Annotated in this window: 20 protein-coding genes and 1 tRNA gene; 10 read left to right on the top strand and 11 right to left on the bottom strand. The window is 70.4% G+C overall.

Translation table 11 applies throughout. From position 1 onward, the window contains the following. Positions 1-14: 14 nt before the first annotated feature. The 4 genes from nhaA (at position 15) to DSC45_RS36575 (ending at position 3,282) form a co-directional block, all read left to right on the top strand. Positions 15-1,415, top strand: a complete 1,401-nt coding sequence (nhaA, locus tag DSC45_RS24890) for a Na+/H+ antiporter NhaA (RefSeq protein ID WP_119294170.1) — start codon at positions 15-17, stop codon at positions 1,413-1,415. A 127-nt stretch (positions 1,416-1,542) separates the two neighbouring features. Beyond that, positions 1,543-2,034 (top strand): phage holin family protein, encoded by a 492-nt coding sequence (locus tag DSC45_RS24885; RefSeq protein WP_119294169.1) that lies wholly within the window; start codon positions 1,543-1,545, stop codon positions 2,032-2,034. Next, the gene (locus DSC45_RS24880; RefSeq protein ID WP_119294168.1) at positions 2,031-2,966 is read left to right on the top strand and encodes an alpha/beta fold hydrolase; all 936 of its coding nucleotides are present in this window, start codon (positions 2,031-2,033) and stop codon (positions 2,964-2,966) included. The genes DSC45_RS24885 and DSC45_RS24880 overlap by 4 nt, the downstream gene beginning before the upstream one ends. Positions 2,967-3,093: 127 nt before the next feature. Continuing rightward, positions 3,094-3,282 (top strand): hypothetical protein, encoded by a 189-nt coding sequence (locus DSC45_RS36575; RefSeq protein WP_119294167.1) that lies wholly within the window; start codon positions 3,094-3,096, stop codon positions 3,280-3,282. A 146-nt stretch (positions 3,283-3,428) separates the two neighbouring features. Here the strand turns inward: DSC45_RS36575 and DSC45_RS24870 are convergent, their stop codons facing one another. The 3 genes from DSC45_RS24870 to nth all read right to left on the bottom strand — a co-directional run bounded on the left by DSC45_RS24870 (position 3,429) and on the right by nth (position 6,743). Then, a complete protein-coding gene (locus DSC45_RS24870) occupies positions 3,429-4,628 on the bottom strand; it encodes a MarP family serine protease (RefSeq protein WP_119294166.1) in 1,200 nt (399 codons plus the stop codon). 135 nt (positions 4,629-4,763) lie between these two features. Then, complete coding sequence (locus DSC45_RS24865) at positions 4,764-5,471, bottom strand: NUDIX hydrolase (RefSeq protein WP_205571421.1); 708 nt, start codon at positions 5,469-5,471, stop codon at positions 4,764-4,766. A gap of 162 nt (positions 5,472-5,633) precedes the next feature. Further along, complete coding sequence (nth, locus tag DSC45_RS24860; RefSeq protein WP_162929350.1) at positions 5,634-6,743, bottom strand: endonuclease III; 1,110 nt, start codon at positions 6,741-6,743, stop codon at positions 5,634-5,636. Positions 6,744-6,995: 252 nt separating this feature from the next. On the opposite strand from nth, the gene DSC45_RS24855 reads away from it, so the two are divergent. Continuing rightward, positions 6,996-7,670: a Crp/Fnr family transcriptional regulator gene (locus DSC45_RS24855; protein WP_119294165.1), complete on the top strand. Its 675-nt coding sequence runs from the start codon at positions 6,996-6,998 to the stop codon at positions 7,668-7,670. Positions 7,671-8,011: 341 nt separating this feature from the next. On the opposite strand, the gene DSC45_RS24850 is transcribed toward DSC45_RS24855, so the two are convergent. From DSC45_RS24850 to DSC45_RS24835, 4 genes are all read right to left on the bottom strand, one after another. Then, entirely contained in the window at positions 8,012-8,842 is an 831-nt protein-coding gene (locus tag DSC45_RS24850) for an MBL fold metallo-hydrolase (protein WP_119294164.1), read from the bottom strand. Positions 8,843-8,959: 117 nt separating this feature from the next. Then, a complete protein-coding gene (locus DSC45_RS24845) occupies positions 8,960-9,826 on the bottom strand; it encodes an NUDIX hydrolase (RefSeq protein ID WP_119294163.1) in 867 nt (288 codons plus the stop codon). Positions 9,827-10,027: 201 nt separating this feature from the next. Further along, positions 10,028-10,519 carry a RidA family protein gene (locus DSC45_RS24840; RefSeq protein WP_119294162.1) on the bottom strand — a complete coding sequence of 164 codons (492 nt, stop codon included), beginning with the start codon at positions 10,517-10,519 and terminating at the stop codon, positions 10,028-10,030. Further along, positions 10,516-10,674 carry a Sp36 family protein gene (locus DSC45_RS24835; protein ID WP_019992579.1) on the bottom strand — a complete coding sequence of 53 codons (159 nt, stop codon included), beginning with the start codon at positions 10,672-10,674 and terminating at the stop codon, positions 10,516-10,518. The genes DSC45_RS24840 and DSC45_RS24835 overlap by 4 nt, the downstream gene beginning before the upstream one ends. Positions 10,675-10,979: 305 nt before the next feature. On the opposite strand from DSC45_RS24835, the gene DSC45_RS24830 reads away from it, so the two are divergent. Together DSC45_RS24830 and DSC45_RS24825 are read left to right on the top strand one after the other, a co-directional pair. Next, positions 10,980-11,948: an ATPase BagA gene (locus DSC45_RS24830; RefSeq protein WP_119294161.1), complete on the top strand. Its 969-nt coding sequence runs from the start codon at positions 10,980-10,982 to the stop codon at positions 11,946-11,948. Continuing rightward, complete coding sequence (locus DSC45_RS24825) at positions 11,945-13,477, top strand: ArsA family ATPase (RefSeq protein ID WP_119294160.1); 1,533 nt, start codon at positions 11,945-11,947, stop codon at positions 13,475-13,477. Before DSC45_RS24830 ends, DSC45_RS24825 begins: the two co-directional genes overlap by 4 nt. Positions 13,478-13,763: 286 nt before the next feature. Here the strand turns inward: DSC45_RS24825 and DSC45_RS24820 are convergent, their stop codons facing one another. Further along, positions 13,764-14,138, bottom strand: coding sequence for a WhiB family transcriptional regulator (locus DSC45_RS24820; protein ID WP_205571429.1), 375 nt, complete (start codon positions 14,136-14,138; stop codon positions 13,764-13,766). 421 nt (positions 14,139-14,559) lie between these two features. On the opposite strand from DSC45_RS24820, the gene DSC45_RS24810 reads away from it, so the two are divergent. Continuing rightward, positions 14,560-16,821 (top strand): transglycosylase domain-containing protein, encoded by a 2,262-nt coding sequence (locus DSC45_RS24810; protein ID WP_119294158.1) that lies wholly within the window; start codon positions 14,560-14,562, stop codon positions 16,819-16,821. A gap of 147 nt (positions 16,822-16,968) precedes the next feature. Here the strand turns inward: DSC45_RS24810 and DSC45_RS24805 are convergent, their stop codons facing one another. Then, the gene (locus DSC45_RS24805) at positions 16,969-17,433 is read right to left on the bottom strand and encodes a GatB/YqeY domain-containing protein (RefSeq protein WP_119294157.1); all 465 of its coding nucleotides are present in this window, start codon (positions 17,431-17,433) and stop codon (positions 16,969-16,971) included. Between the two features lie 93 nt (positions 17,434-17,526). On the opposite strand from DSC45_RS24805, the gene DSC45_RS24800 reads away from it, so the two are divergent. Together DSC45_RS24800 and DSC45_RS24795 are read left to right on the top strand one after the other, a co-directional pair. Continuing rightward, positions 17,527-18,456, top strand: a complete 930-nt coding sequence (locus DSC45_RS24800; protein ID WP_119294156.1) for a metallophosphoesterase — start codon at positions 17,527-17,529, stop codon at positions 18,454-18,456. Positions 18,457-18,561: 105 nt separating this feature from the next. Further along, a tRNA-Pro gene (locus tag DSC45_RS24795) sits at positions 18,562-18,635 on the top strand. Positions 18,636-18,937: 302 nt separating this feature from the next. Here the strand turns inward: DSC45_RS24795 and DSC45_RS24790 are convergent. Continuing rightward, entirely contained in the window at positions 18,938-20,185 is a 1,248-nt protein-coding gene (locus tag DSC45_RS24790; protein ID WP_119294155.1) for a DUF418 domain-containing protein, read from the bottom strand. Then, complete coding sequence (locus DSC45_RS24785; protein WP_162929347.1) at positions 20,175-20,501, bottom strand: hypothetical protein; 327 nt, start codon at positions 20,499-20,501, stop codon at positions 20,175-20,177. The genes DSC45_RS24790 and DSC45_RS24785 overlap by 11 nt, the downstream gene beginning before the upstream one ends. Between the last annotated feature and the right edge of the window lie 155 nt (positions 20,502-20,656).

Raw genomic sequence — 20,656 nt, 5'->3', positions numbered from 1 at the left:
GGAGGTATCGCACCGTGGCCGCGCCCGCTCCCCGCAACAACCGCAAGGTCATGGGACAACTGTCCCTTCCCGAGCGGAACTTCGTCGCCGAGGCGCTGCGCACCGAGACCGTCGGCGGCATCCTGCTCCTGCTCGCCGCGATCGCCGCCCTGATCTGGGCGAACACCCCGCTGAGCGACGCCTACGAATCGGTTCGCGGCTTCCACATCGGCCCCGAGTCGCTCGGCCTCGACCTGAGCATCCAGCACTGGGCAGCCGACGGCCTGCTCGCGGTCTTCTTCTTCGTCGCCGGTATCGAACTCAAGCGGGAACTCGTCGCCGGCGAGCTCCGCGACCCCAAGGCCGCGATCCTCCCCGTCGTCGCCGCCCTCTGCGGAATGATCGCCCCCGCCCTCGTCTACGTCCTGGTCAACGTCACCGGCGACGGATCACTGAGCGGCTGGGCCGTGCCGACCGCCACCGACATCGCCTTCGCGCTCGCCGTGCTGGCCGTGATCGGCACCTCGTTGCCGTCCGCGCTGCGCGCCTTCCTGCTGACCCTGGCCGTGGTCGACGACCTCTTCGCGATCCTGATCATCGCCGTCTTCTTCACCAGCCAGATCAGCTTCCTGCCGCTGGCCGGCGCGGTGTTCGGGCTCGCCCTGTTCTGGCTGCTGCTGCGCAAGGGGGTACGCGGCTGGTACGTCTACGTTCCGCTCGGCCTCGCCGTCTGGGCACTGATGTACAACAGCGGCGTGCACGCCACCATCGCCGGTGTCGCGATGGGCCTGATGCTGCGCTGCTCCCGCCGCGACGGCGAGGCGCACTCCCCCGGCGAGCACATCGAGCACCTGGTGCGACCGCTGTCCGCGGGCCTCGCCGTACCGCTGTTCGCCCTGTTCTCCGCCGGTGTCGCCATCTCCGGCGGCGCGATCGGCGATGTCTTCGCCCAGCCGGAGACGCTCGGTGTCGTGCTCGGCCTCGTGGTGGGCAAGACGATCGGCATCTTCGGCGGCACCTGGCTCGCCGCCCGCTTCACCCGGGCGGAGCTGAGCGACGATCTGGCCTGGCCCGACCTGTTCGCGGTGGCCTCACTGGCCGGCATCGGCTTCACGGTCTCGCTGCTGATCGGCGAACTCGCGTTCGACGGCGACGCGCAGTTGACCGACGGTGTGAAGGCCGCGGTGCTCTGCGGTTCGCTCATCGCCGCGGTGCTCTCCGGAATCCTGCTCAAGTTCCGGAACGCCAAGTACCGCAAGCTCACCGAGGACGAGGAGCGGGACGAGGACCAGTCGGGCATCCCCGACATCTACGAGGTGGGCGACCCCGCGTACCACCTGCGGATGGCCGCGCTCCACGAGCGCAAGGCGGCCGAGCACCGCAAGCTCGCCGATTCGGCTGCCGCGGGCGGCGCCGACGACTCCGGTCCGGCATGATTCAACTCCAGGCCCGCGCTGCGGACCGGCCCCGTACTCTCGGGTAGACCCGGCACGACCGGGTAGGCCCCCGGGCACCCGGCCGTCCGGCCGGGGCACCGCAGCAGAAGAGAAGAGGGAGACCGCGATGAGCGCAGCCGATGGCGCCGACCGCAGCCTTGGACAGCTGGTCGCCTCGGCCACCGCCGAGATGTCCGCACTCATGCACGACGAGATCGCGCTGGCCAAGGCGCAGTTGCGGCAGGACGCCAAGCGGGCCGGGATCGGCGGTGGCGCGTTCGCCGCAGCCGTGGCCGTGCTGATCTTCTCGCTGCCGATGCTGAGTTTCGCCCTCGCGTACGGCATCCACGCCTGGAGCGACTGGCACCTGTCCGTCTGCTTCCTGCTCTCCTTCGCGGCGAACGTCCTGTTCGCAGGGCTGCTCGCGCTGATCGGCCTGGTCTTCGCCAAGAAGGCCAAGAAGGGCAAGGGCCCGCAGAAGGTCGCCGCTTCGGCCAAGGAATCGGCTGCCGTACTGGGGAACGTCAAGCCGCATCCGCGCGCCGTCCCCGCCGGGACCAGGGAGCTGCCGGCCACGACCCCGATCGAAGCGGCGTCTGTGACACGCTCGTCCTCATGACGGAACCCGCCACACCTGCCGCGCCCGCCTCGGCCGTACGCATCGACGGCCCCTGGACGCACCGGGACGTCGCCGCCAACGGCGCGCGCTTTCATGTGGCCGAGGCGGGGGACGGCCCTCTCGTCCTGCTGCTGCACGGCTTCCCGCAGTTCTGGTGGAGCTGGCGGCACCAGCTCACCGCACTCGCCGACGCCGGATTCCGCGCGGTGGCGATGGACTTGCGGGGCGTGGGCGGCAGCGACCGCACGCCCCGGGGCTACGACCCGGCGAACCTGGCGCTCGACATCACCGGAGTCGTACGGTCCCTCGGCGAGCCGGACGCCGCGATCGTCGGGCACGACCTCGGCGGGTATCTGGCCTGGACGGCCGCCGTGATGCGCCCCAAGCTGGTGCGCCGGCTCGCGGTCTCCTCGATGCCTCATCCGCGCCGCTGGCGTTCGGCGATGCTCTCGGACGTCAAGCAGACGGCTGCCGGTTCCTACATCTGGGGCTTCCAGCGCCCATGGATCCCCGAGCGCCGACTCACCGCGGACGATGCCGCGCTGACCGGGCGTCTGATCCGCGAGTGGTCGGGGCCGCAGCTGCCGGACGACGAGACGGTGGAGGTGTACCGGCGCGCCATGTGCGTACCGTCCACGGCGCACTGCGCGATCGAGCCGTACCGCTGGATGGTGCGCTCACTCGCGCGGCCGGACGGCATCCAGTTCAACCGCCGGATGAAGATGCCGGTCCGGGTGCCGACGCTGCACCTGCACGGCTCGCTCGACCCGGTGATGCGCACACGCAGTGCGGCGGGCTCGGGCGAATACGTCGAAGCGCCGTACCGCTGGCGGCTGTTCGACGGGCTCGGGCACTTCCCGCACGAGGAGGACCCGGTCGCCTTCTCCACCGAGCTCATCAACTGGCTGAAGGACCCCGAGCCCGACCGGTAGCAGGGCCCCAGGCCGGGGTTCGCTGGTGGTGAACTCCTGTGCTACGAACGCCAATTGCCCCACGCATACGCCGATTAGGCACCGCCCTCGCGGTTACCGACCATGGGCCACGGGCACACGTCCCGGTATGGGCTGGACGCACGACTACAGTGACGTAGTACGCAATCGCCGCCGCTCCTCCGGCGCCTCGAAAGCACATCCCGGCGGTGGTTCCCCGGGCCGAGGGGCCGACGACTCCGGATTTGCGGTGGGCATTCCCCGCATTCTCCGGCGCCGGGCACGGTGGGTGTCGGCACGGCTGAGGCATCCGCGCTGAGGCATCCGCGCTGAGGCATCCGCGCTGTGAAGCGTGGCGAGGCATCCGCGCTGTGAAGCGTGGCTCTTCCAGCCGGAGCGCCCGGGCACCACACACGGACCGCAGGCCCGAGCCTTACGGCTTCGGGCCGGCAGCTCCGCTCCGGGTCACAGTGCGCAACCCTCGCTGTCCACCTGCTGCTTGGCGGACCGGCCGAGCTTGACGTCCTCGCGGACCTCGTCGGCCGTCAGCGCGTATCCGGTGTCCGGGTCGTCCAGCGACTTGGCGAACACCACGCCGTAGACCTTGCCGTCCGGGGTCAGCAGCGGGCCGCCGGAGTTGCCCTGCCGCACGGTGGCGTAGAGGGAGTAGACGTCTCGCTGCACGGTGCCGCGGTGGTAGATGTCCGGACCGTTCGCGTTGATCCGGCCGCGGACCCGGGCGGAGCGGACGTCGTACGCGCCGTTCTCCGGGAAGCCCGCGACGATGGCGCTCTTGCCGCCGTTCGCGTCCTGGTCGGTGAACTGCAGCGGCTTCGCCCGCAGATCCGGTACGTCCAGGACGGCGATGTCCCGCTCCCAGTCGTAGAGCACCACCTTGGCGTCGTACTGCCTGCCCTCGCCGCCGATCTGGACGGTCGGCTCGTCCACGCCGCCGACCACGTGGGCGTTGGTCATCACACGACGCTCGGAGAAGACGAAGCCGGTGCCCTCGAGGACCTTGTTGCAGCTCTCCGCGGTGCCGACGACCTTCACGATGGACTTCTTGGCGCGGGCGGCGACCGGGCTGCCGGCCAGCTTCGGGTCGGGCGGCTGGACCTCGGTGATCGGCTCGTTGGCGAACGGGCTGAAGACCTGCGGGAAGCCGTTCTGCGCGAGGACCGAGGAGAAGTCCGCGAACCAGGTGCCCGCCTGCTCCGGCAGCGCCTGCGAGACGCCGGTGAGCACCTTGGAGCTACGGACCTCCTTGCCGAGCGTCGGCAGGGTGGTGCCGGCCAGGGCCGAACCGATCAGCCAGGCGACGAGGAGCATCGCGAGCACGTTGACCAGGGCGCCGCCGGTGGCGTCCACGGCGCGGGCGGGCGACCACGTGATGTACCGGCGGAGTTTGTTGCCCAGGTGGGTGGTGAAGGCCTGGCCGATGGAGGCGCAGATGATGATCACGACCACCGCGACGATCGCCGCCGACGTGCTCACCTTCTGCTCGTCGGTCATCGCGTCCCAGATGACCGGCAGCAGATAGACGGCGACGAGACCACCGCCGATGAAGCCGATCACCGAGAGAACGCCCACCACGAAGCCCTGGCGGTATCCGACGATCGCGAACCACACGGCGGCGAGGAGGAGCAGGATGTCCAGCACGTTCACCGAGTCAAACCTCGCCTCGCATCACGGATCGCCCCTTACCGGCCAATCGCCTCTTCCCTGCCATGTCCGCACAGTCCGGTGGCCGGATCCAGACGGTCGTGGCCCCCGCGGCGCATGGCGCGAGTGCCCACCCTGTCATGCGTGCCAGTCGAGCGGGACCTGCTTCGAGCGGTCCCACGGCCGCTCCCAGCCTGCGAAGTGCAGAATCCGGTCGATCACGCCGGCCGTAAAACCCCAGACCAGGGCGGGTCCCACCAGGAATGCCGCCCCTTGGTGTCCCCGCGGGTGCACCGACGTCACACGGTGCTCGGGATCCGTGAGATGGGACACGGGAACCGTGAAGACCCGTGCGGTCTCGGCCGGATCGACGACCCTGATCGCGCTGGGCCGCCGCCACCAAGCCAGTACGGGCGTGACCACGAAACCGCTCACCGGGATGTAGAGCTTCGGGAGTACGCCGAAGATCTGGACCCCGGAGGGATCGAGTCCGGTCTCCTCCTCCGCCTCCCGGAGCGCGGCACGCAGCGGCCCGGTTGTGGCCGGATCGCCGTCCTCCGGATCGAGTGCGCCGCCGGGGAAGGAAGGCTGCCCGGCGTGTGAGCGCAACGAGCTCGCCCGCTCCATCAACAGCAGCTCGGGCCCCTGCTCACCCTCGCCGAACAGGACGAGTACGGCGGACTGCCGGCCGGCGCCGCTCTCCGGCGGGAGGAAACGGCTCAGCTCGCTCGGCGCGACGCTCTCGGCCGCCGCGGCCACGGGGGCCAGCCACTCAGGCAGTTGGTCCCGGCTGACGGTCACCTCGTCACCGCTGCGGGCGGTCTCGCTGGCGCGGGTCACGGGCATCCCCCTCCGTTCTCCGTAGTTCTCGGCGGCTGTGGGTCCGGGTGCGTACGGACAGCCCTGTGGTCGTGCCGCGTACCGATGGCGTTCGGTCCGTTGCTGTGGAGGACAACGCTCGCCGCCCGCCGGTTCGTTCCAGCGGCGGCGTCGTACCCCATCGCGCTGCTACGAGGCGCCGAGCGGCGGGGCGGGCTTGCCCGGGTAGTCCGGCGGGGGCTTGAGTCGCTGACCCGGGAGGCCGCCCATCTCGTACTTCAGGAGCTTCTGCGCCTTGTCCGGGTCGGTCTCGCCCTCGCCGTACGACGGGCAGAGGTGGGCGATCGGGCAGGCGCCGCACGCGGGCTTGCGGGCGTGGCAGATGCGTCGGCCGTGGAAGACGACCCGGTGCGAGAGCATCGTCCAGTCGCTCTTCGGGAAGAGGTCGCAGACCACGGCCTCGACCTTTTCGGGGTCTTCGGAGTCGGTCCATTTCCAGCGGCGGACCAGGCGGCCGAAGTGGGTGTCGACGGTGATTCCGGGGACGCCGAAGGCGTTGCCGAGCACCACGTTCGCCGTCTTGCGGCCCACGCCCGGGAGTTTGACCAGGTCGTCGAGGCGGCCCGGGACCTCGCCGCCGTGCCGGTCCCGCAGGGCCACGGCGAGCCCCATGATCGAGCGGGTCTTCGCCCGGAAGAAGCCGGTCGGGCGGATCAGCTCCTCGACCGCCTCCGGGTTCGCCGCGGCCAGGTCCTCCGGCGTGGGGTACGCGGCGAACAGGCCGGGCGTCGTCTGGTTCACCCTCAGGTCCGTGGTCTGCGCCGACAGCACCGTGGCCACCAGGAGCTGGAACGGATTCTCGAAGTCGAGCTCCGGGTGGGCGTACGGGTAGACCTCGGCGAGCTCGCGATTGATGCGGCGGGCGCGGCGGACCAGGGCGGTCCGTGACTCGTCCGGCGGGACGCGGACAGGCTTGAGGGTGAGGGCCTTGGCGGCTTCGGCGGACTTGGTGGTCGGTGCCGGGGGCGGCGTGTTCGTGGTCTTCGCCGCCTTTTGGGCTGGGGCCTTCTTCGCTGCGGTCTTCTTCGCTGGTGCCTGTGCCTTCTTCGCCGCCGTCGTCTTCTTCGCCGCCGTCGTCTCTGCTGCGGACCTTTGCGCTGCGGTCCTTTTCGCTGTCGCCTTGGCCGGGGCGGGCCGCTTCTCGGCCGCGGCGCGCCGCGCCGTGCCGGTGGGCGGTTCCTCGCCCCCGGACAGGGTTTTTGCGGGATCTTTTGCGGGCGCCGCAGGCTGTTCGCCCACAGCGGAATTGCGGTGTGCGGACACTGCCCCAGCCCCCTTGGCCTGTGCTCTCACCGGCGTATTGGACACTCGGCCAGCGTAGAGCCAGCCACTGACATCCGCCCCGGAGCCCGCACAACAGCCCCGATTGGGCCCCCTGGCGTACGACACCCCTCTTCCGTACGGCAAACTTGTGACTGATCACACTGTTTTGACCGTCCGGCATCATGGGGACCTCGTTCCCTTGATGCAGGTCGACCTAGGAGAGAACTCGTGGACGACGTTCTGCGGCGCGCCCCGCTCTTCGCGGCGCTCGATGACGAGCAGGCCGCGGACCTGCGCACCTCCATGAGTGAGGTGACGCTCGCGCGCGGAGACGCACTTTTCCATGAGGGCGACCCCGGTGACCGCCTCTACGTGGTCACCGAGGGCAAGGTGAAGCTGCACCGCACCTCGCCCGACGGGCGCGAGAACATGCTCGCCGTCCTCGGCCCCGGCGAGCTGATCGGTGAGCTCTCGCTCTTCGACCCCGGCCCGCGTACGGCCACCGCCAGCGCCCTGACCGAGGTGAAACTCCTCGGCCTCGGCCACGGCGACCTCCAGCCGTGGCTGAACATCCGGCCCGAGGTGGCCTCCGCCCTCCTGCGCGCCATCGCCCGACGGCTGCGCAAGACCAACGACCAGATGTCCGACCTGGTGTTCTCCGATGTGCCGGGCCGTGTGGCCCGCGCGCTGCTCGACCTGTCGCGCCGGTTCGGCGTGCAGTCGGAGGAGGGCATCCACGTCGTCCACGACCTCACGCAGGAAGAGCTGGCCCAGCTGGTCGGCGCCTCCCGCGAGACGGTGAACAAGGCTCTCGCCGACTTCGCCGGCCGCGGCTGGCTCCGCCTCGAAGCCCGTGCGGTGATCCTGCTCGACGTGGAGCGCCTCGCCAAGCGCTCCCGCTGATCCACGCACCACCCCGGGCCCGGCCCGGCACGACGAAGGCCCGCCTCTGAGGTGGGCCTTCGTCACGTTCCCGAGCCGGGCCTCTTCCGCCGGTACGGACGAGAGCGCCGCTCGCGAAGCAGAGCGCTGCTCTCGCCGAAGAGCACCACCCTCACCGAAGAGCGCTGCTCCCATAGCAGAGCACCGCTCACGATGAAGAGGAGCGCTCACGAACGAGAGCGCCGCTCTCACTCCGGAGCACCACCCACAAACGAGAGCACCGCTCACGCACCAGAGCGCCGCTCTCACCCCGGAGCACCACCCACAAACGAGAGCACCGCTCACGCACCAGAGCGCCGCTCTCAGATCAGACCGTGCTCCCGGAGGTACTCGAGCTGTGCTCGTACCGAGAGTTCCGCGGCCGGCCAGAGGGAGTGGTCCACGTCGGCGTATACGTGGGCGACCACCTCGGAGGGTGTCCGGTAGCCGGCCTCGACCGCCGTCTCGACCTGGGCGAGCCGGCCGGCCCGGTGCGCGAGGTAGAACTCCACGGCCCCCTGCGCGTCGTCGAGCACCGGCCCGTGCCCGGGCAGCACCGTGTGCACCCCGTCGTCCACCGTCAGGGAACGGATCCGGCGCAGCGTGTCCAAGTAGTCCCCGAGCCTGCCGTCGGGGTGCGCCACCACCGTCGTACCTCGCCCCAGAATCGTGTCACCGGTCAACAGCGCCTGGTCGGCGGGGAGATGGAAGCACAGCGAGTCCGCGGTGTGGCCGGGGGCGGGAACGACCCGGAGTTCGAGACCGCCGAGTTCCACCACGTCGCCCGCGGCGAGGCCCTCGTCACCGAGCCGGAGCGCCGGGTCGAGGGCACGGACGTCGGTCCGCGTCAGTTCGGCGAAGCGGGCCGCGCCCTCGGCGTGGTCGGGGTGGCCGTGCGTGAGGAGGGTGAGGGCGACTCGTTTCCCGGCACGTTCCGCGGTGTCGACGACCTGCCGCAGGTGGGCGTCGTCGAGGGGCCCGGGGTCGATCACGACGGCCAGGTCGGAGTCGGGTTCGGCCACGATCCAGGTGTTGGTGCCGTCGAGGGTCATGGCGGAGGGGTTGGGGGCGAGGACGTTGACCGCCCGTTCCGTCGCCGGACCCGACAGGACCGTCCCCCTCGGCTGGCCCGGCAGTGCGGCTGCGTCGGTCATACGGAGCCCTTGCGGTCTGTCATACGGAAACCCACGGAACCCTTGCGCTCGTTCATACGGACACGGACATGGCCACGGCGGCGGCCACGGACATAAACACGGCCACGGAGCAGTCGATCACGCGGAGCCCCCGAGGCCGATGTGCTTGGTGAACTCGTCGTGGCCCGGCCAGCTGAGGACGAGTTCCCCGTCGGTGAGGCGCGCCCGGGCGAGTACCGGCGTCAGATCGCGGTCCGCGGACGCCGCCAGCGCACCGGCGACGTCCGCGTACGGCAGCAGCTGACGCAGGGTCGCGATGGTCGGCGGCATCATCAGGAGGTCGCCGCGGTCATAGCCATCGGCCGCCGCCGACGGGAGCGCCCACACGGTGCGGTCGGCCTCGGTGGAGGCGTTCCGGGTGCGTTGACCGCCGGGCAGGGAGGCGACGAAGAACCAGGTGTCGAACCGTTTCGGCTCGAACTCCGGCGTGATCCACCGCGCCCATGCCCCGAGCAGGTCGGCACGCAGACAGAGCCCGCGCCGGTCCAGGAACTCGGCGAACGACAGCTCCCGCTCCACCAGCGCCGCCCGGTCGCGTTCCCAGTCCGCGCCGGTGGTGTCACCGACGACCGTGTCCGGGCTCGGCCCGGCGAGCAGTACGCCCGCTTCCTCGTACGTCTCCCGTACGGCGGCGCAGACGACGGCCTGTGCCTCGGCCGGTGCCACGCCCAGGCGAGCGGCCCAGACATCGAGCCCCGGCCCGGCCCAGCCGACCAGCCGGTCGTCGTCCCGCGGGTCCACCGAACCGCCGGGATAGGCGTACGCACCACCGGCGAACGCCATCGAGGCCCGCCGGCGCAGCATGTACACGGCCGGCCCCTCCGCGGTGTCCCTGAGGAGCATGACGGTCGCGGCCCGGCGCGGGGTCACGGCGGTGATCTCCCCGGCGGCGAGCGCGCGGATGCGCTCGGGCCACTCCGGCGGGTACCACTGACCATTGGACATGGCCGGAGGCTATCCGCTCGCGCCGTGATGTTCGAGAGGCCACCGACCGTACGTACGAATCGCGCGACGGCCCGGTCGGCGCCGACAGCCGGGGCCCAGGTCACCACGACGCAGCAGGACCCCGCGGGGAAAACCCTGCGGGGTCCTGTCACAAGCTCCGGCCGGCGCCAGAGGCACGGGCCCGCGCGCCGAAGGGCGCGCTCAGGTCTGCTCGGTCAACTCCACCTGGATCTCGACCTCGACCGGCGCGTCCAGCGGCAGTACCGCCACGCCGACCGCGCTGCGCGCGTGCACACCACGGTCGCCGAAGACCGCGCCGAGCAGCTCGCTCGCGCCGTTCAGCACGCCCGGCTGGCCGGTGAAGTCCGTGGCGGAGGCGACAAATCCGGTGACTTTGACGATGCGGGCGACCCGGTCGAGGTCACCGGCGACGGACTTGACCGCGGCGAGCGCGTTCAGCGCGCAGACCGCGGCGAGTTCCTTCGCCTCGTCGGCGGTCACCTCCGCACCCACCTTGCCGGTGGCCCGCAGAGTGCCGTCCACGATCGGCAGCTGGCCGGAGGTGTACACGTACGGGCCGGTGGTGACGGCCGGCTGATACGCGGCGAGCGGTGGCACGACCTCGGGCAGCGTCAGCCCGAGTTCGGCGAGCTTCGACTCCACGGAGCCGGTCGTGCCGGTCGCCCCGCTCACGGCTTCTCGCGCTTCAGGTAGGCCACCAGCTGCTCGGGGTTGTTGGGCCCCGGCACGACCTGGACGAGCTCCCAGCCGTCCTCGCCCCAGGTGTCCAGAATCTGCTTCGTCGCGTGTACGAGCAGCGGCACGGTCGCGTATTCCCACTTCGTCATACGGCGACTGTAATGCCCTCGCGCCGCCCACCGGACAACGCCCTCGCCCCTTCTCCCGTACGGACGCCCCTCCGGTACGGACGCCTCCTCCCGTACGGCCGCCGGAATCTTCGGGAACGCGAACGGCACACGGCACACGGCACACGGCACCGGAACAGCAACGAACGTATGGGCGCCTCGCTCCCCCACCCCCACCCACCCCCCACCGAACCCCGAAGCGCACGTAACGGACCTCACGCCCCGAACACCCCGGTGTTCCCACCCGGAGCCACCGGCACGCCCGGCGAGGAATTAGGCTCGAAGGTGTGAGCAGGTTCCAGGTCGTCAGTGGTAAGGGCGGGACCGGCAAGACCACGGTCGCCGCGGCCCTCGCGCTGGCCCTCGCGACCGAGGGCAAGCGCACCCTCCTGGTCGAGGTGGAGGGCCGGCAGGGCATCGCGCAGCTTTTCGAGACGGAGGCGCTGCCCTACGAGGAGCGGAAGATCGCCGTCGCGCCGGGCGGCGGCGAGGTGTTCGCGCTCGCCATCGACGCCGAGTTGGCGCTGCTCGACTATCTCCAGATGTTCTACCGGCTCGGCAGCGCGGGACGAGCACTCAAGAAGCTCGGCGCGGTCGACTTCGCGACCACCGTCGCGCCCGGCGTCCGCGACGTCCTGCTGACCGGCAAGGCCTGCGAGGCGGTACGCCGCAAGGACAAGCGCGGCCGGTTCGTGTACGACCACGTGGTGATGGACGCCCCGCCGACGGGCCGCATCACCCGCTTCCTCAACGTGAACGACGAGGTGGCGGGCCTCGCCAAGATCGGGCCGATACACAATCAGGCACAGGCGGTGATGCGGGTCCTCAAGTCCCCTGAAACCGCTGTGCACTTGGTGACTCTGCTCGAGGAGATGCCGGTCCAGGAGACGGTCGACGGCATCGCCGAACTGCGCGCCGCCGCCCTTCCGGTGGGGCGCGTCCTGGTCAACATGGTCCGCCCGGCGGTCCTCCCCTCCCCCGTGCCCGCGGACGTCCGCCGTACCGACATCGCCAAGGCGCTGTCCCGGGCCGGCCTCGGCGGCGCCCGCCGCGGCGGCCTCGCCGAGCAGCTGGTCGACCCACTGCTCGAGCAGGCGTCCGAGTACGAGGAGCGGGTCGCCCTGGAACGCCGCCAGCGGGCCGAGCTGACCGAACTCGGCCTGCCCGTGACCGAGTTGGAGCTTCTCCCCGAGGGGATCGACCTGGCGGGCCTGTACCGGCTCGCGACGGATCTGCGGACGCAGGGAGTGTCATGACGCTCGATCCGGCCCCGGCGCTCGACGTCGACGCGCTGCTCGACGACCCCGAGACCCGCATCGTGGTCTGCTGCGGCTCCGGCGGCGTCGGCAAGACGACGACCGCCGCGGCCCTCGGGCTGCGGGCCGCCGAACGCGGTCGCCGGGTGGTCGTCCTCACCATCGACCCGGCCCGCCGCCTGGCCCAGTCCATGGGCATCGACTCGCTCGACAACACGCCACGACGCGTCAAGGGGATCGAGCCGCAGGCGACGGCGGAGACCGCGAGGACGCAGAAGACAGCGGAGAGCCGGCAGGCCGCGGAGCCCGAGGGACGCCGCAAGGGCACGAAGCGGCAGGACGGCCACGGCGAACTCCACGCCATGATGCTCGACATGAAGCGGACCTTCGACGAGATCGTCGAGGCGCACGCCGACCCCGAGCGAGCCCGGGCCATCCTGGAGAACCCCTTCTACCAGTCCCTGTCGGCCGGCTTCGCGGGCACGCAGGAGTACATGGCGATGGAGAAGCTGGGGCAGTTGCGGGCGGAGGGCGAGTGGGACCTGATCGTCGTGGACACCCCGCCGTCGCGTTCCGCGCTCGACTTCCTGGATGCGCCGAGCCGGCTCGGCTCGTTCCTCGACGGGAAGTTCATCCGGGTCCTGATGGCTCCGGCGAAGGTCGGCGGACGGGCCGGGATGAAGTTCCTGAACGTCGGGATGTCGATGATGACCGGCACCCTCGGCAAGCTGCTCGGGGGCCAGTTCCTGCGCGACGTACAGACGTTCGTGGCCGCGATGGACACGATGTTCGGCGGGTTCCGTACGCGGGCGGACGCCACGTACCGCCTCCTGCAGGCGCCCGGTACGGCGTTTCTCGTGGTGGCGGCGCCGGAGCGGGACGCGCTGCGCGAGGCGGCGTACTTCGTGGAACGGCTCGCCGCGGACCGGATGCCGCTGGCCGGTCTCGTACTGAACCGGGTGCACGGCAGCGGGGCCGCGCGGCTGTCCGCCGAACGTGCGCTGGCGGCGGCGGAAAATCTTGACGAGGCCCGCATTGTGGATCAGGAGGGCGGGAAGGACGCACTACGTACCACTCCCGAATCTCCCGGCCGCGCGGCAGACCCCGCGGAGCGGGACTCTCAGCACGACCCCACTGCGGCGGCCGGATCCTCCACGGACACCGCAGCGGACGACAGCGCCGCACACAACGGCGCCGCACAGGACGAAGACAGAGCCGCACAGGACGAAGACACGACCACACCCGAAGACCGGGCGGCGCAGGACGCGTCGGCGCCGGATCCCGCAGCTCAACTCACCGCAGGACTGCTGAAGTTGCACGCCGAACGGATGCATCTGCTCGCCCGCGAGCAGCGCACCCGCGATCGCTTCACGGCGCTGCACCCCGAGGTCGCGGTGGCCGAGGTGGCCGCACTTCCCGGCGACGTACACGATCTGGCCGGACTGCGGGACATCGGCAACCGACTCGCGACCGACGGCACGCGCACGGACGGCTCAGGGACCGACGGCGACAACGACAGCGCGCACTGACACACGCCTCGCCGACCCGTGCGCATCGGCCTGCGCACATCAACGACCTACGCATCTCGACGCCGCACGTATCTATCGACCTACGCATCTCAACGCCGCACGTATCTATCGACTGCGCACGACGCCACGCATCGCCCCCGCGAGTCACCCGGGAAACCCCGGCCCCGCAGGGACGCCGCGGAACTCACCCGGCACAGCCGGGCATCCGTCCCGAGACACGCATCGCTCTCGAGCCGGGCCCGTGGCCGCCCTTCGGCTCACCCCGGCCCGGCTCCGCGCGCGGGGGCTACCCCACCGCGGCGTAGTCCACGTAGCGCTCCGGGTCGTCGACGACATCGTCGACCACCTCGTCCACATCGACGTCCACGGGCAGGATGCCCGTGCTGCGCTCGTACTCCGAGCGCGCCGTCTCGAGCAGGCGGCGCCAGGAGGTGACCGTCGGACGCCTGCGCAGCAATGCGCGCCGCTCCCGCTCGGTCATACCCCCCCACACGCCGAACTCGACGCGATTGTCCAGCGCATCGGCCAGGCACTCGGTACGCACCGGACATCCGGTGCACACCGCCTTGGCTCTGTTCTGCGCTGCACCTTGTACGAACAGTTCATCCGGATCGGTAGTGCGGCAGGCCGCCTGCGCACTCCAGTCGGTAACCCAGCCCATGCCGGCGCCGTCCTCTCCCGAATCGAGGCTCCCCCACGGCGGCAGCGGCATATTCACCGCCGCCAGTTGAGGACGTTACGGAAGGTCTCGACAGCGCAACACCCCCTTCGGGCCCAATCTCGAATGGCCCGAACGGACTATGGGTAAGCGGCAGATCACCCGACGGAGTGACCTGCCGACATGCGTGATCAAACCGACAGACCGGGACAGTTCAGTTGAGTCACAGCGGACACCGGGTGACGCATGGGGCGGATTCAGACACGCCTTCATGTCATCCGGTGGCAACAAAACCCCACGGACCCGTCTCAACGATTCGGGCACGCCGAGGACTTGATGTGGAACCGCACAGCTGTGACAGTTGTGAGCAGCTTAGGCCAAGGCATATACGCCTGTCCGGCGAATCAGAACGTAGGCTGCCCCCATGGGAAAGAAGCGCTCGGGCGGTGGTCTGTCACCCACGCAGCAGGCCGCCAAGTTCCTCGGAGTCAGCGTCCTCGCCGGGGCGGTCATGGCCGGTATCGCTCTGCCCGCGGCGGGTGTGCTCGGCCTCGCTTCCAAGGGTTCCGTCGAGGGGTTCGACGAGATCCCGGCGAACCTGAAGCGGCCCCCGCTGATGCAGCGGACCACGATCCAGGACGTGAACGGCGACACCTTCGCCACGGTCTACGCCCGCGACCGCACGCTCGTGGACCTCAAGGACATCTCGCCGTACATGCAGAAGGCGATCGTCGCGATCGAGGACTCGCGCTTCTACGAGCACGGGGCCGTCGACCTCAAGGGCATCCTGCGCGCGGTCAATCAGAACGCGCAGTCGGGCGGCGTCTCGCAGGGCGCGTCCACCCTGACCCAGCAGTACGTCAAGAACGTCTTCGTCGAGGAGGCCGGTGACGACCCGGAGAAGGTCGCCGAGGCCACCCAGCAGACGCTCGGCCGTAAGGTCCGCGAGCTCAAGTTCGCGATCCAGGTCGAGGAGGAGCTGGGCAAGAAGCGGATCCTCGAGAACTACCTGAACATCACGTTCTTCGGCCAGCAGGCCTACGGCGTCGAGGCCGCGGCCCAGCGTTACTTCTCCAAGTCCGCGAAGGACCTGAAGCTGGAGGAGGCCGCGCTGCTGGCCGGCATCGTGCAGTCGCCGAGCCGCTACGACCCGGTCAACGACACGCAGGAAGCCACCAAGCGCCGGAACGTCGTGCTCGAGCGCATGGGCGAGACGGGAGTCGTCCCCCGCAAGGAGATCGAGGAGGCCAAGAAGGCCGAGATCCGTCTGAAGGTCAGCAAGCCGCAGAACGGCTGCATCACGGCCACTCGCAGCGCCGGCTTCTTCTGCCAGTACGTCAAGGACGTCTTCTACAACGACCCGTCGTTCGGAGAGACCCGCGAAGAACGCGCCAAGCTCTGGGCGCAGGGCGGTATGAAGATCCGCACCACCCTGGACCCACAGGCACAGGACAGCGTCCAGGCGTCGATAGAGGGCAACGTCAAGCAGAGCGACGACGTGGCCACCGCCGTCTCCATCGTCGAACCCGGCACGGGCAAGATCCGCGGCATGGGCCAGTCCAGGCCGTACGGCTCGGACGCCAAGGACAACGAGACGACGATGAACCTCTCCGCCGACAGCCGGATGAGCGGCGGCGCCGGCTACCAGCCCGGTTCGACGTTCAAGCCGATCGTCGCCGCGGCCGCCATAGAGCAGGGCAAGTCGCCGACGCAGAAGTACAGCGCGCCCTACCAGATGGAGTACCCGAGCCCCGTACCGACGTGCAAGGGCGACTGGGTCAACACCCAGGGCGAGAAGCTGGAGAACGAGAACGAGACCGAGGTCGGCCCGTACGGCATGAAGGAAGCGACCGCGAAGTCGGTCAACACCTACTACGTGCAGCTGATCAGCGACATCGGCATCTGCCCGGTCACGGACATGGCCAAGAAGATGGGCGTGCACCGCGCCGACGGCGGGCAGTTGGCGCAGGCGCCGTCGATCGCGCTCGGCACCCAGGAGATGTCGCCGCTGACGATGGCATCGGCGTACGCGACGTTCGCGAGCCGCGGCACGTACTGCTCCCCGATCGCGATCGAGGGGATCACGGGCCCGGACGGGAAGGCGCTCGACGTTCCGAAGTCGACCTGCCGGCGGGCGATGTCCGAGAAGACCGCCGACACGATCAACACCCTGCTCAAGGGCGTGGTCGAGGACGGTACGGGCCAGCAGGCCGGTCTCGGGGACGCACGGCCGAGCGCGGGCAAGACGGGTACGACCGACTTCCGGTACGCGGCTTGGTTCGTCGGGTACACGCCGAACCTGTCCGGTGCGGTCTGGGTCGGCGACCCGTCCCACAAGCGCCAGATGTCCGACATCACCATCGGTGACCGTTACTTCGACAAGGTCTTCGGTGGCGAGGTCCCGGGTCCGATCTGGAAGCAGGCGATGAGCGGCGCGCTGGAGGGCAAGGACGCCCCGGGCTTCCACACGATCAACATCCCGGACGACAAGGACAAGGACAAGGGCAAAGACAAGGACAAGGACAAGAAGCCCGACGACGGCAAGCCCGGCCGTCCGGGCGGCGTCACCGGCGGCGGAGGCGGCAACGACAAACCGTGGCCGGACATCTCCCTTCCGCCGGACGTGATCGGCGGCGGCGGGAACGGCGGCGACGACGGTGGGGGCGGGTGGCCGCAGCCTCGGTGACAGGACGGACGGCCGCCGCCGGGTGAGGTGACGTGCGTAAGGGTGCTCCCTGACGGGATGGTTCCGTCGGGGAGCACCCTTGTGTCCGGGACTTGGAGGTACGGCCGTACGTCTGGGGCCTGCCGGTTGAGCCCGCCGGGCGTCGGCTCAGCCGGCCAGCTGCTGCTTCACCGCGGCGGCGACGCGGCCGCCCTCGGCCTGGCCGGCCACCTTCGAGTTCACGATCTTCATGACCTGGCCCATCGCGCGGGGGCCCTCGGCACCCGCGGCCTTGGCCTCCGCGACGGCCTGGGCCACGATCGCCTGCAGTTCGTCGTCACTCAGCTGCTTCGGCAGGTAGACGGCGAGGATCTCGCCCTCGGCCTTCTCCCGCTCGGCCTGCTCGGCACGGCCGCCGGAGGCGAACGCGTCGGCCGCCTCGCGGCGCTTCTTCGCCTCCTTCGTGATCACCTTGAGCACCTCGTCGTCGGAGAGCTCGCGCGCGGAGGTGCCCGAGACCTCCTCCTTGGTGATCGCCGAAAGGGTCAGCCGGAGCGTCGAGGAGCGCAGCTCGTCGCGCTCCCTGATCGCCGCGGTCAGGTCTTCCTGCAGCTGGGCCTTGAGCGTGGTCATACCTGCAGTGTCGCAGGTGCCCACCGGCGGGCGCCCGCCGATTTCGCACGCCGCCGATTTCTCGGCGCACCGGGGTCTGCGACGATGGGGCGCATGCGTGCGCGATACGGAGTACCCCTGGGAATCACGGCCACCGCGGCAGCCGCGGTGGCGTACTCGGCGGGGATCGAGGTGCGCTCGTTCCGCCTGCGACGCGTCACCGTTCCCGTACTGCCGCGCGGCATGCGGCCGTTGAGGGTCCTTCAGGTCTCGGACATCCACATGGTCAGCGGCCAGCGCAAGAAGCAGCGCTGGCTGCGCTCGCTCGCCGCCCTGCGCCCCGACTTCGTCGTCAACACCGGCGACAACCTCTCGGATCCCGAGGGCGTGCCCGAGGTCCTCGACGCCCTCGGCCCGCTCCTCGAGTATCCGGGCACGTACGTCTTCGGCTCGAACGACTACTACGGCCCGAAGCTCCGCAACCCCGCCCGTTACCTCCTCGAGAAGGCGCAGGGCCGGCACGGCCTGAACGGCAACGCTCCGGTCGTCGGCGCGCTCCACAACCCCTGGGAGGAGATCCGCGACGGCTTCGACGCGGCGGGCTGGGTCGGCCTGAGCAACGGCCGGGGCTCCCTCAAGATCGACGGTTACGAGATCGGCCTCACCGGCCTCGACGACCCGCACATCAAGCGCGACCGCTACGCGCGCGTGGCCGGCGGCCCCGAGTCCGGCGCCGACTTCTCGATCGGCCTCGTGCACGCCCCTTACCTGCGCAGCCTCGACGCCTTCACGGCGGACGGCTATCCGCTGGTCCTCGCCGGGCACACCCACGGTGGCCAGCTCCGGATCCCGCTGTACGGCGCACTCGTCACCAACTGCGACATCGACACCGAGCGCGCACGGGGCCTGTCCACGCACACGGCCGAGGGCCGCACCTCGTACCTGCACGTCTCGGCCGGCTGCGGCACCAACCGCTACACCCCGGTCCGCTTCGCCTGCCCGCCGGAGGCGACGCTCCTGACCCTGGTCGAGCGGGACGCCTGAACCGGGGCGGCCCGGAGGCCGCCAGAAACCGGATTTCGCCTCCGGCCCCCGGTCCGCTAAAGTAATCGATGTCGCTGCGACGGGATCCCCCGCGCAGGCGGACATCGGGGTGTAGCGCAGCTTGGCAGCGCGCTTCGTTCGGGACGAAGAGGTCGTGGGTTCAAATCCCGCCACCCCGACAGTGAAATAGCAGGTGAGGCGCCTACCAGGCTTGGTAGGCGCCTCACCTGTTTCTGTGTGCGTGTCTATCTGCGTGCCTGCCGCTTCGGGTGCTGGCTGGCGATGCCTCCATGGTCACGGGGCGGATCGGTCTGGGGGTAGATCTCCTCCGTCACGGGCGTTCCGGGGTGGTCTGCGTGTACGCGGTGGCAGGTCTCGTTGTGGGGGCGGGTTGCGTGACCAGTACGACGTACAGCCGCGAGCGAAGGCCAGGGCTCGATCGTCGAGGGTGGCGGGGGCGAGGGGCGCGGTGGCGGGCGGATCATCGTCGGGGGAGACGTGGCCGTCCGGTTTTCGCCGGCCGTCTGCCGTGGGTGACGGCTCGTAGCAGCCACTCCGCGGGGCCGTAGCGGAACCGGCGCAACGCGCGGTGGCTGAGCAGGAGTTGGCCGGTGTACAGCAAGAGGGCTCCGACGGTCACGGTGGCTGCGCCCAGGCGTCCGTACAGGGCGAGGCCGTAGCCGGTGAAGACGAGGGCCAGCACGAGGGACTGGAGGAGGTAGTTCGTCAGGGACATCCGTCCGGCGGCAGCCAGGAGCGGCCACACTCGCCGGCTGGACGGGCGTCCCAGCCACAGCAGCATCGCGCTCGTGTACGCGGCGGTCAGCGCGGGGGCGGTGACCGTTCCCACCGCCGTGCCGAGGATCTCCCAGCGGGGTCCGAGGGGCCCGGTCATCGCCAGCGCCATGAACGCTCCTCCGGGGAGGCCGGCGGCGAGGCCCAGCCGCAGCGTGCGGTGCAGCCTCCGCCGCATCACGCCGGAGAGAGCCGGCCGGCCGTGGCGGGCCGCCACCATGCCGAGCAGGAACGCGGGGACGACATGGCCGGCGGTCTGCACCACGCCGAACAGCACCTCGTCGAGCTGCCCGGCATTGGTCGCCACCACCGACGCGGCGTCCCCGCGGTAGCCGTCCGTCAGCTGGGCTGCCTCCGCGCTCAGCTCGGTGCTGAAGCGGGCGGCTTCCTGTGGAAGAAGGGCGAGTGCGGTGCCGATCAGCAGCAGTACGGCGCCGGCCAAACCGAACCACCACCAGGCCGTCCTCACCGCACCGCGGCCGGCCTTGCGCCCGGCGAACAGCACGAGTCCGAGCAGCGCGTACGCCATGAGGATGTCGCCGGGATACAGCAGGACCGCGTGCGTGAACCCCAGGATCAGCATTCCGGCCGAGCGGCGCAGCCGTCTCGGCCCGAAGCGCACCCCGGCGCGCTCGGCGGACCGCTGCTGCAGGGTGAAGCTGCAGCCGAAGAGGAAGGCGAACAGCACGTAGAACTTGCTCGTCACCAGCGCCGTCACCAGCCACTGGACCGCGCGGTCCAGGGCGCTCGTCCCCAACTCACCGCCGAGGCCGTACGGTCCGGCCATCATCAGGGCGTTCACGAGCAGGATGCCGAGCAGCGCGAAGCCGCGCAGCGCGTCGATCTCGGCGATGCGGCGGGCGTCGGGCAGGTCCTCGCTCCGGTGCGCGGCGCCGGCCGGTATCGCGCGGGCGGCCCCTGCGTCAGAGGTCACCGTTCAGCCACCCGAAGAGGGTCAGGACGGCCAGGGGTGCCAAGAGGATCCAGTCGAACCCGGAACGCCATCCCCGTAGGAGCGTGCGGGTCATCGCGATCGTGATGACCGCTCCGGCCCCACCCGTCCAGTGCAGGATCCGGCCGATGCTCACGACACCGGCGTCGCCTCGGGCGCCGCCCACGAGAAGGAAGAGAAATCCGATGACGGTCACAAGGAGGAAGCCGCCCGATGACTGTCTCGCCTTCTTGATCAGTTTCCAGAGCGCGCTCACGACACCCTTGGCCTCCAGCTGGGTGGAGTCGCCGGCGGCCACGGCCTGCAGAGCCGACCGCCCCTTCACCGAAAGGCCGGCACTGGCGTCCGGGTTCGCCAGCAGCGCCGACTCCGACCAGCAGAGCCCGCCCGGGGGCGGCTGTACGTGCCGAGCCGGGGGACGCTTCAGGCAGGGCGCTGGCCTCGGTGCAGGGC

The organism is Streptomyces sp. YIM 130001 (genome assembly GCF_003574445.1).
GTDB lineage: Bacteria > Actinomycetota > Actinomycetes > Streptomycetales > Streptomycetaceae > Streptomyces.
The sequence above is the reverse complement of the archived record's forward strand: the minus strand, read 5'-3'. Positions and strand labels throughout refer to the sequence as shown.

Coding starts and splice junctions, on each gene's coding strand:
- DSC45_RS24885 (WP_119294169.1), top strand. CDS start 1,543: ATGAGCGCAGCCGATGGCGCCGACCGCAGCCTTGGACAGCTGGTCGCC.
- DSC45_RS24880 (WP_119294168.1), top strand. CDS start 2,031: ATGACGGAACCCGCCACACCTGCCGCGCCCGCCTCGGCCGTACGCATC.
- DSC45_RS36575 (WP_119294167.1), top strand. CDS start 3,094: ATGGGCTGGACGCACGACTACAGTGACGTAGTACGCAATCGCCGCCGC.
- DSC45_RS24865 (WP_205571421.1), bottom strand. CDS start 5,471: ATGCCCGTGACCCGCGCCAGCGAGACCGCCCGCAGCGGTGACGAGGTG.
- DSC45_RS24850 (WP_119294164.1), bottom strand. CDS start 8,842: ATGACCGACGCAGCCGCACTGCCGGGCCAGCCGAGGGGGACGGTCCTG.
- DSC45_RS24845 (WP_119294163.1), bottom strand. CDS start 9,826: ATGTCCAATGGTCAGTGGTACCCGCCGGAGTGGCCCGAGCGCATCCGC.
- DSC45_RS24835 (WP_019992579.1), bottom strand. CDS start 10,674: ATGACGAAGTGGGAATACGCGACCGTGCCGCTGCTCGTACACGCGACG.
- DSC45_RS24825 (WP_119294160.1), top strand. CDS start 11,945: ATGACGCTCGATCCGGCCCCGGCGCTCGACGTCGACGCGCTGCTCGAC.
- DSC45_RS24820 (WP_205571429.1), bottom strand. CDS start 14,138: ATGGGCTGGGTTACCGACTGGAGTGCGCAGGCGGCCTGCCGCACTACC.
- DSC45_RS24810 (WP_119294158.1), top strand. CDS start 14,560: ATGGGAAAGAAGCGCTCGGGCGGTGGTCTGTCACCCACGCAGCAGGCC.
- DSC45_RS24805 (WP_119294157.1), bottom strand. CDS start 17,433: ATGACCACGCTCAAGGCCCAGCTGCAGGAAGACCTGACCGCGGCGATC.
- DSC45_RS24800 (WP_119294156.1), top strand. CDS start 17,527: ATGCGTGCGCGATACGGAGTACCCCTGGGAATCACGGCCACCGCGGCA.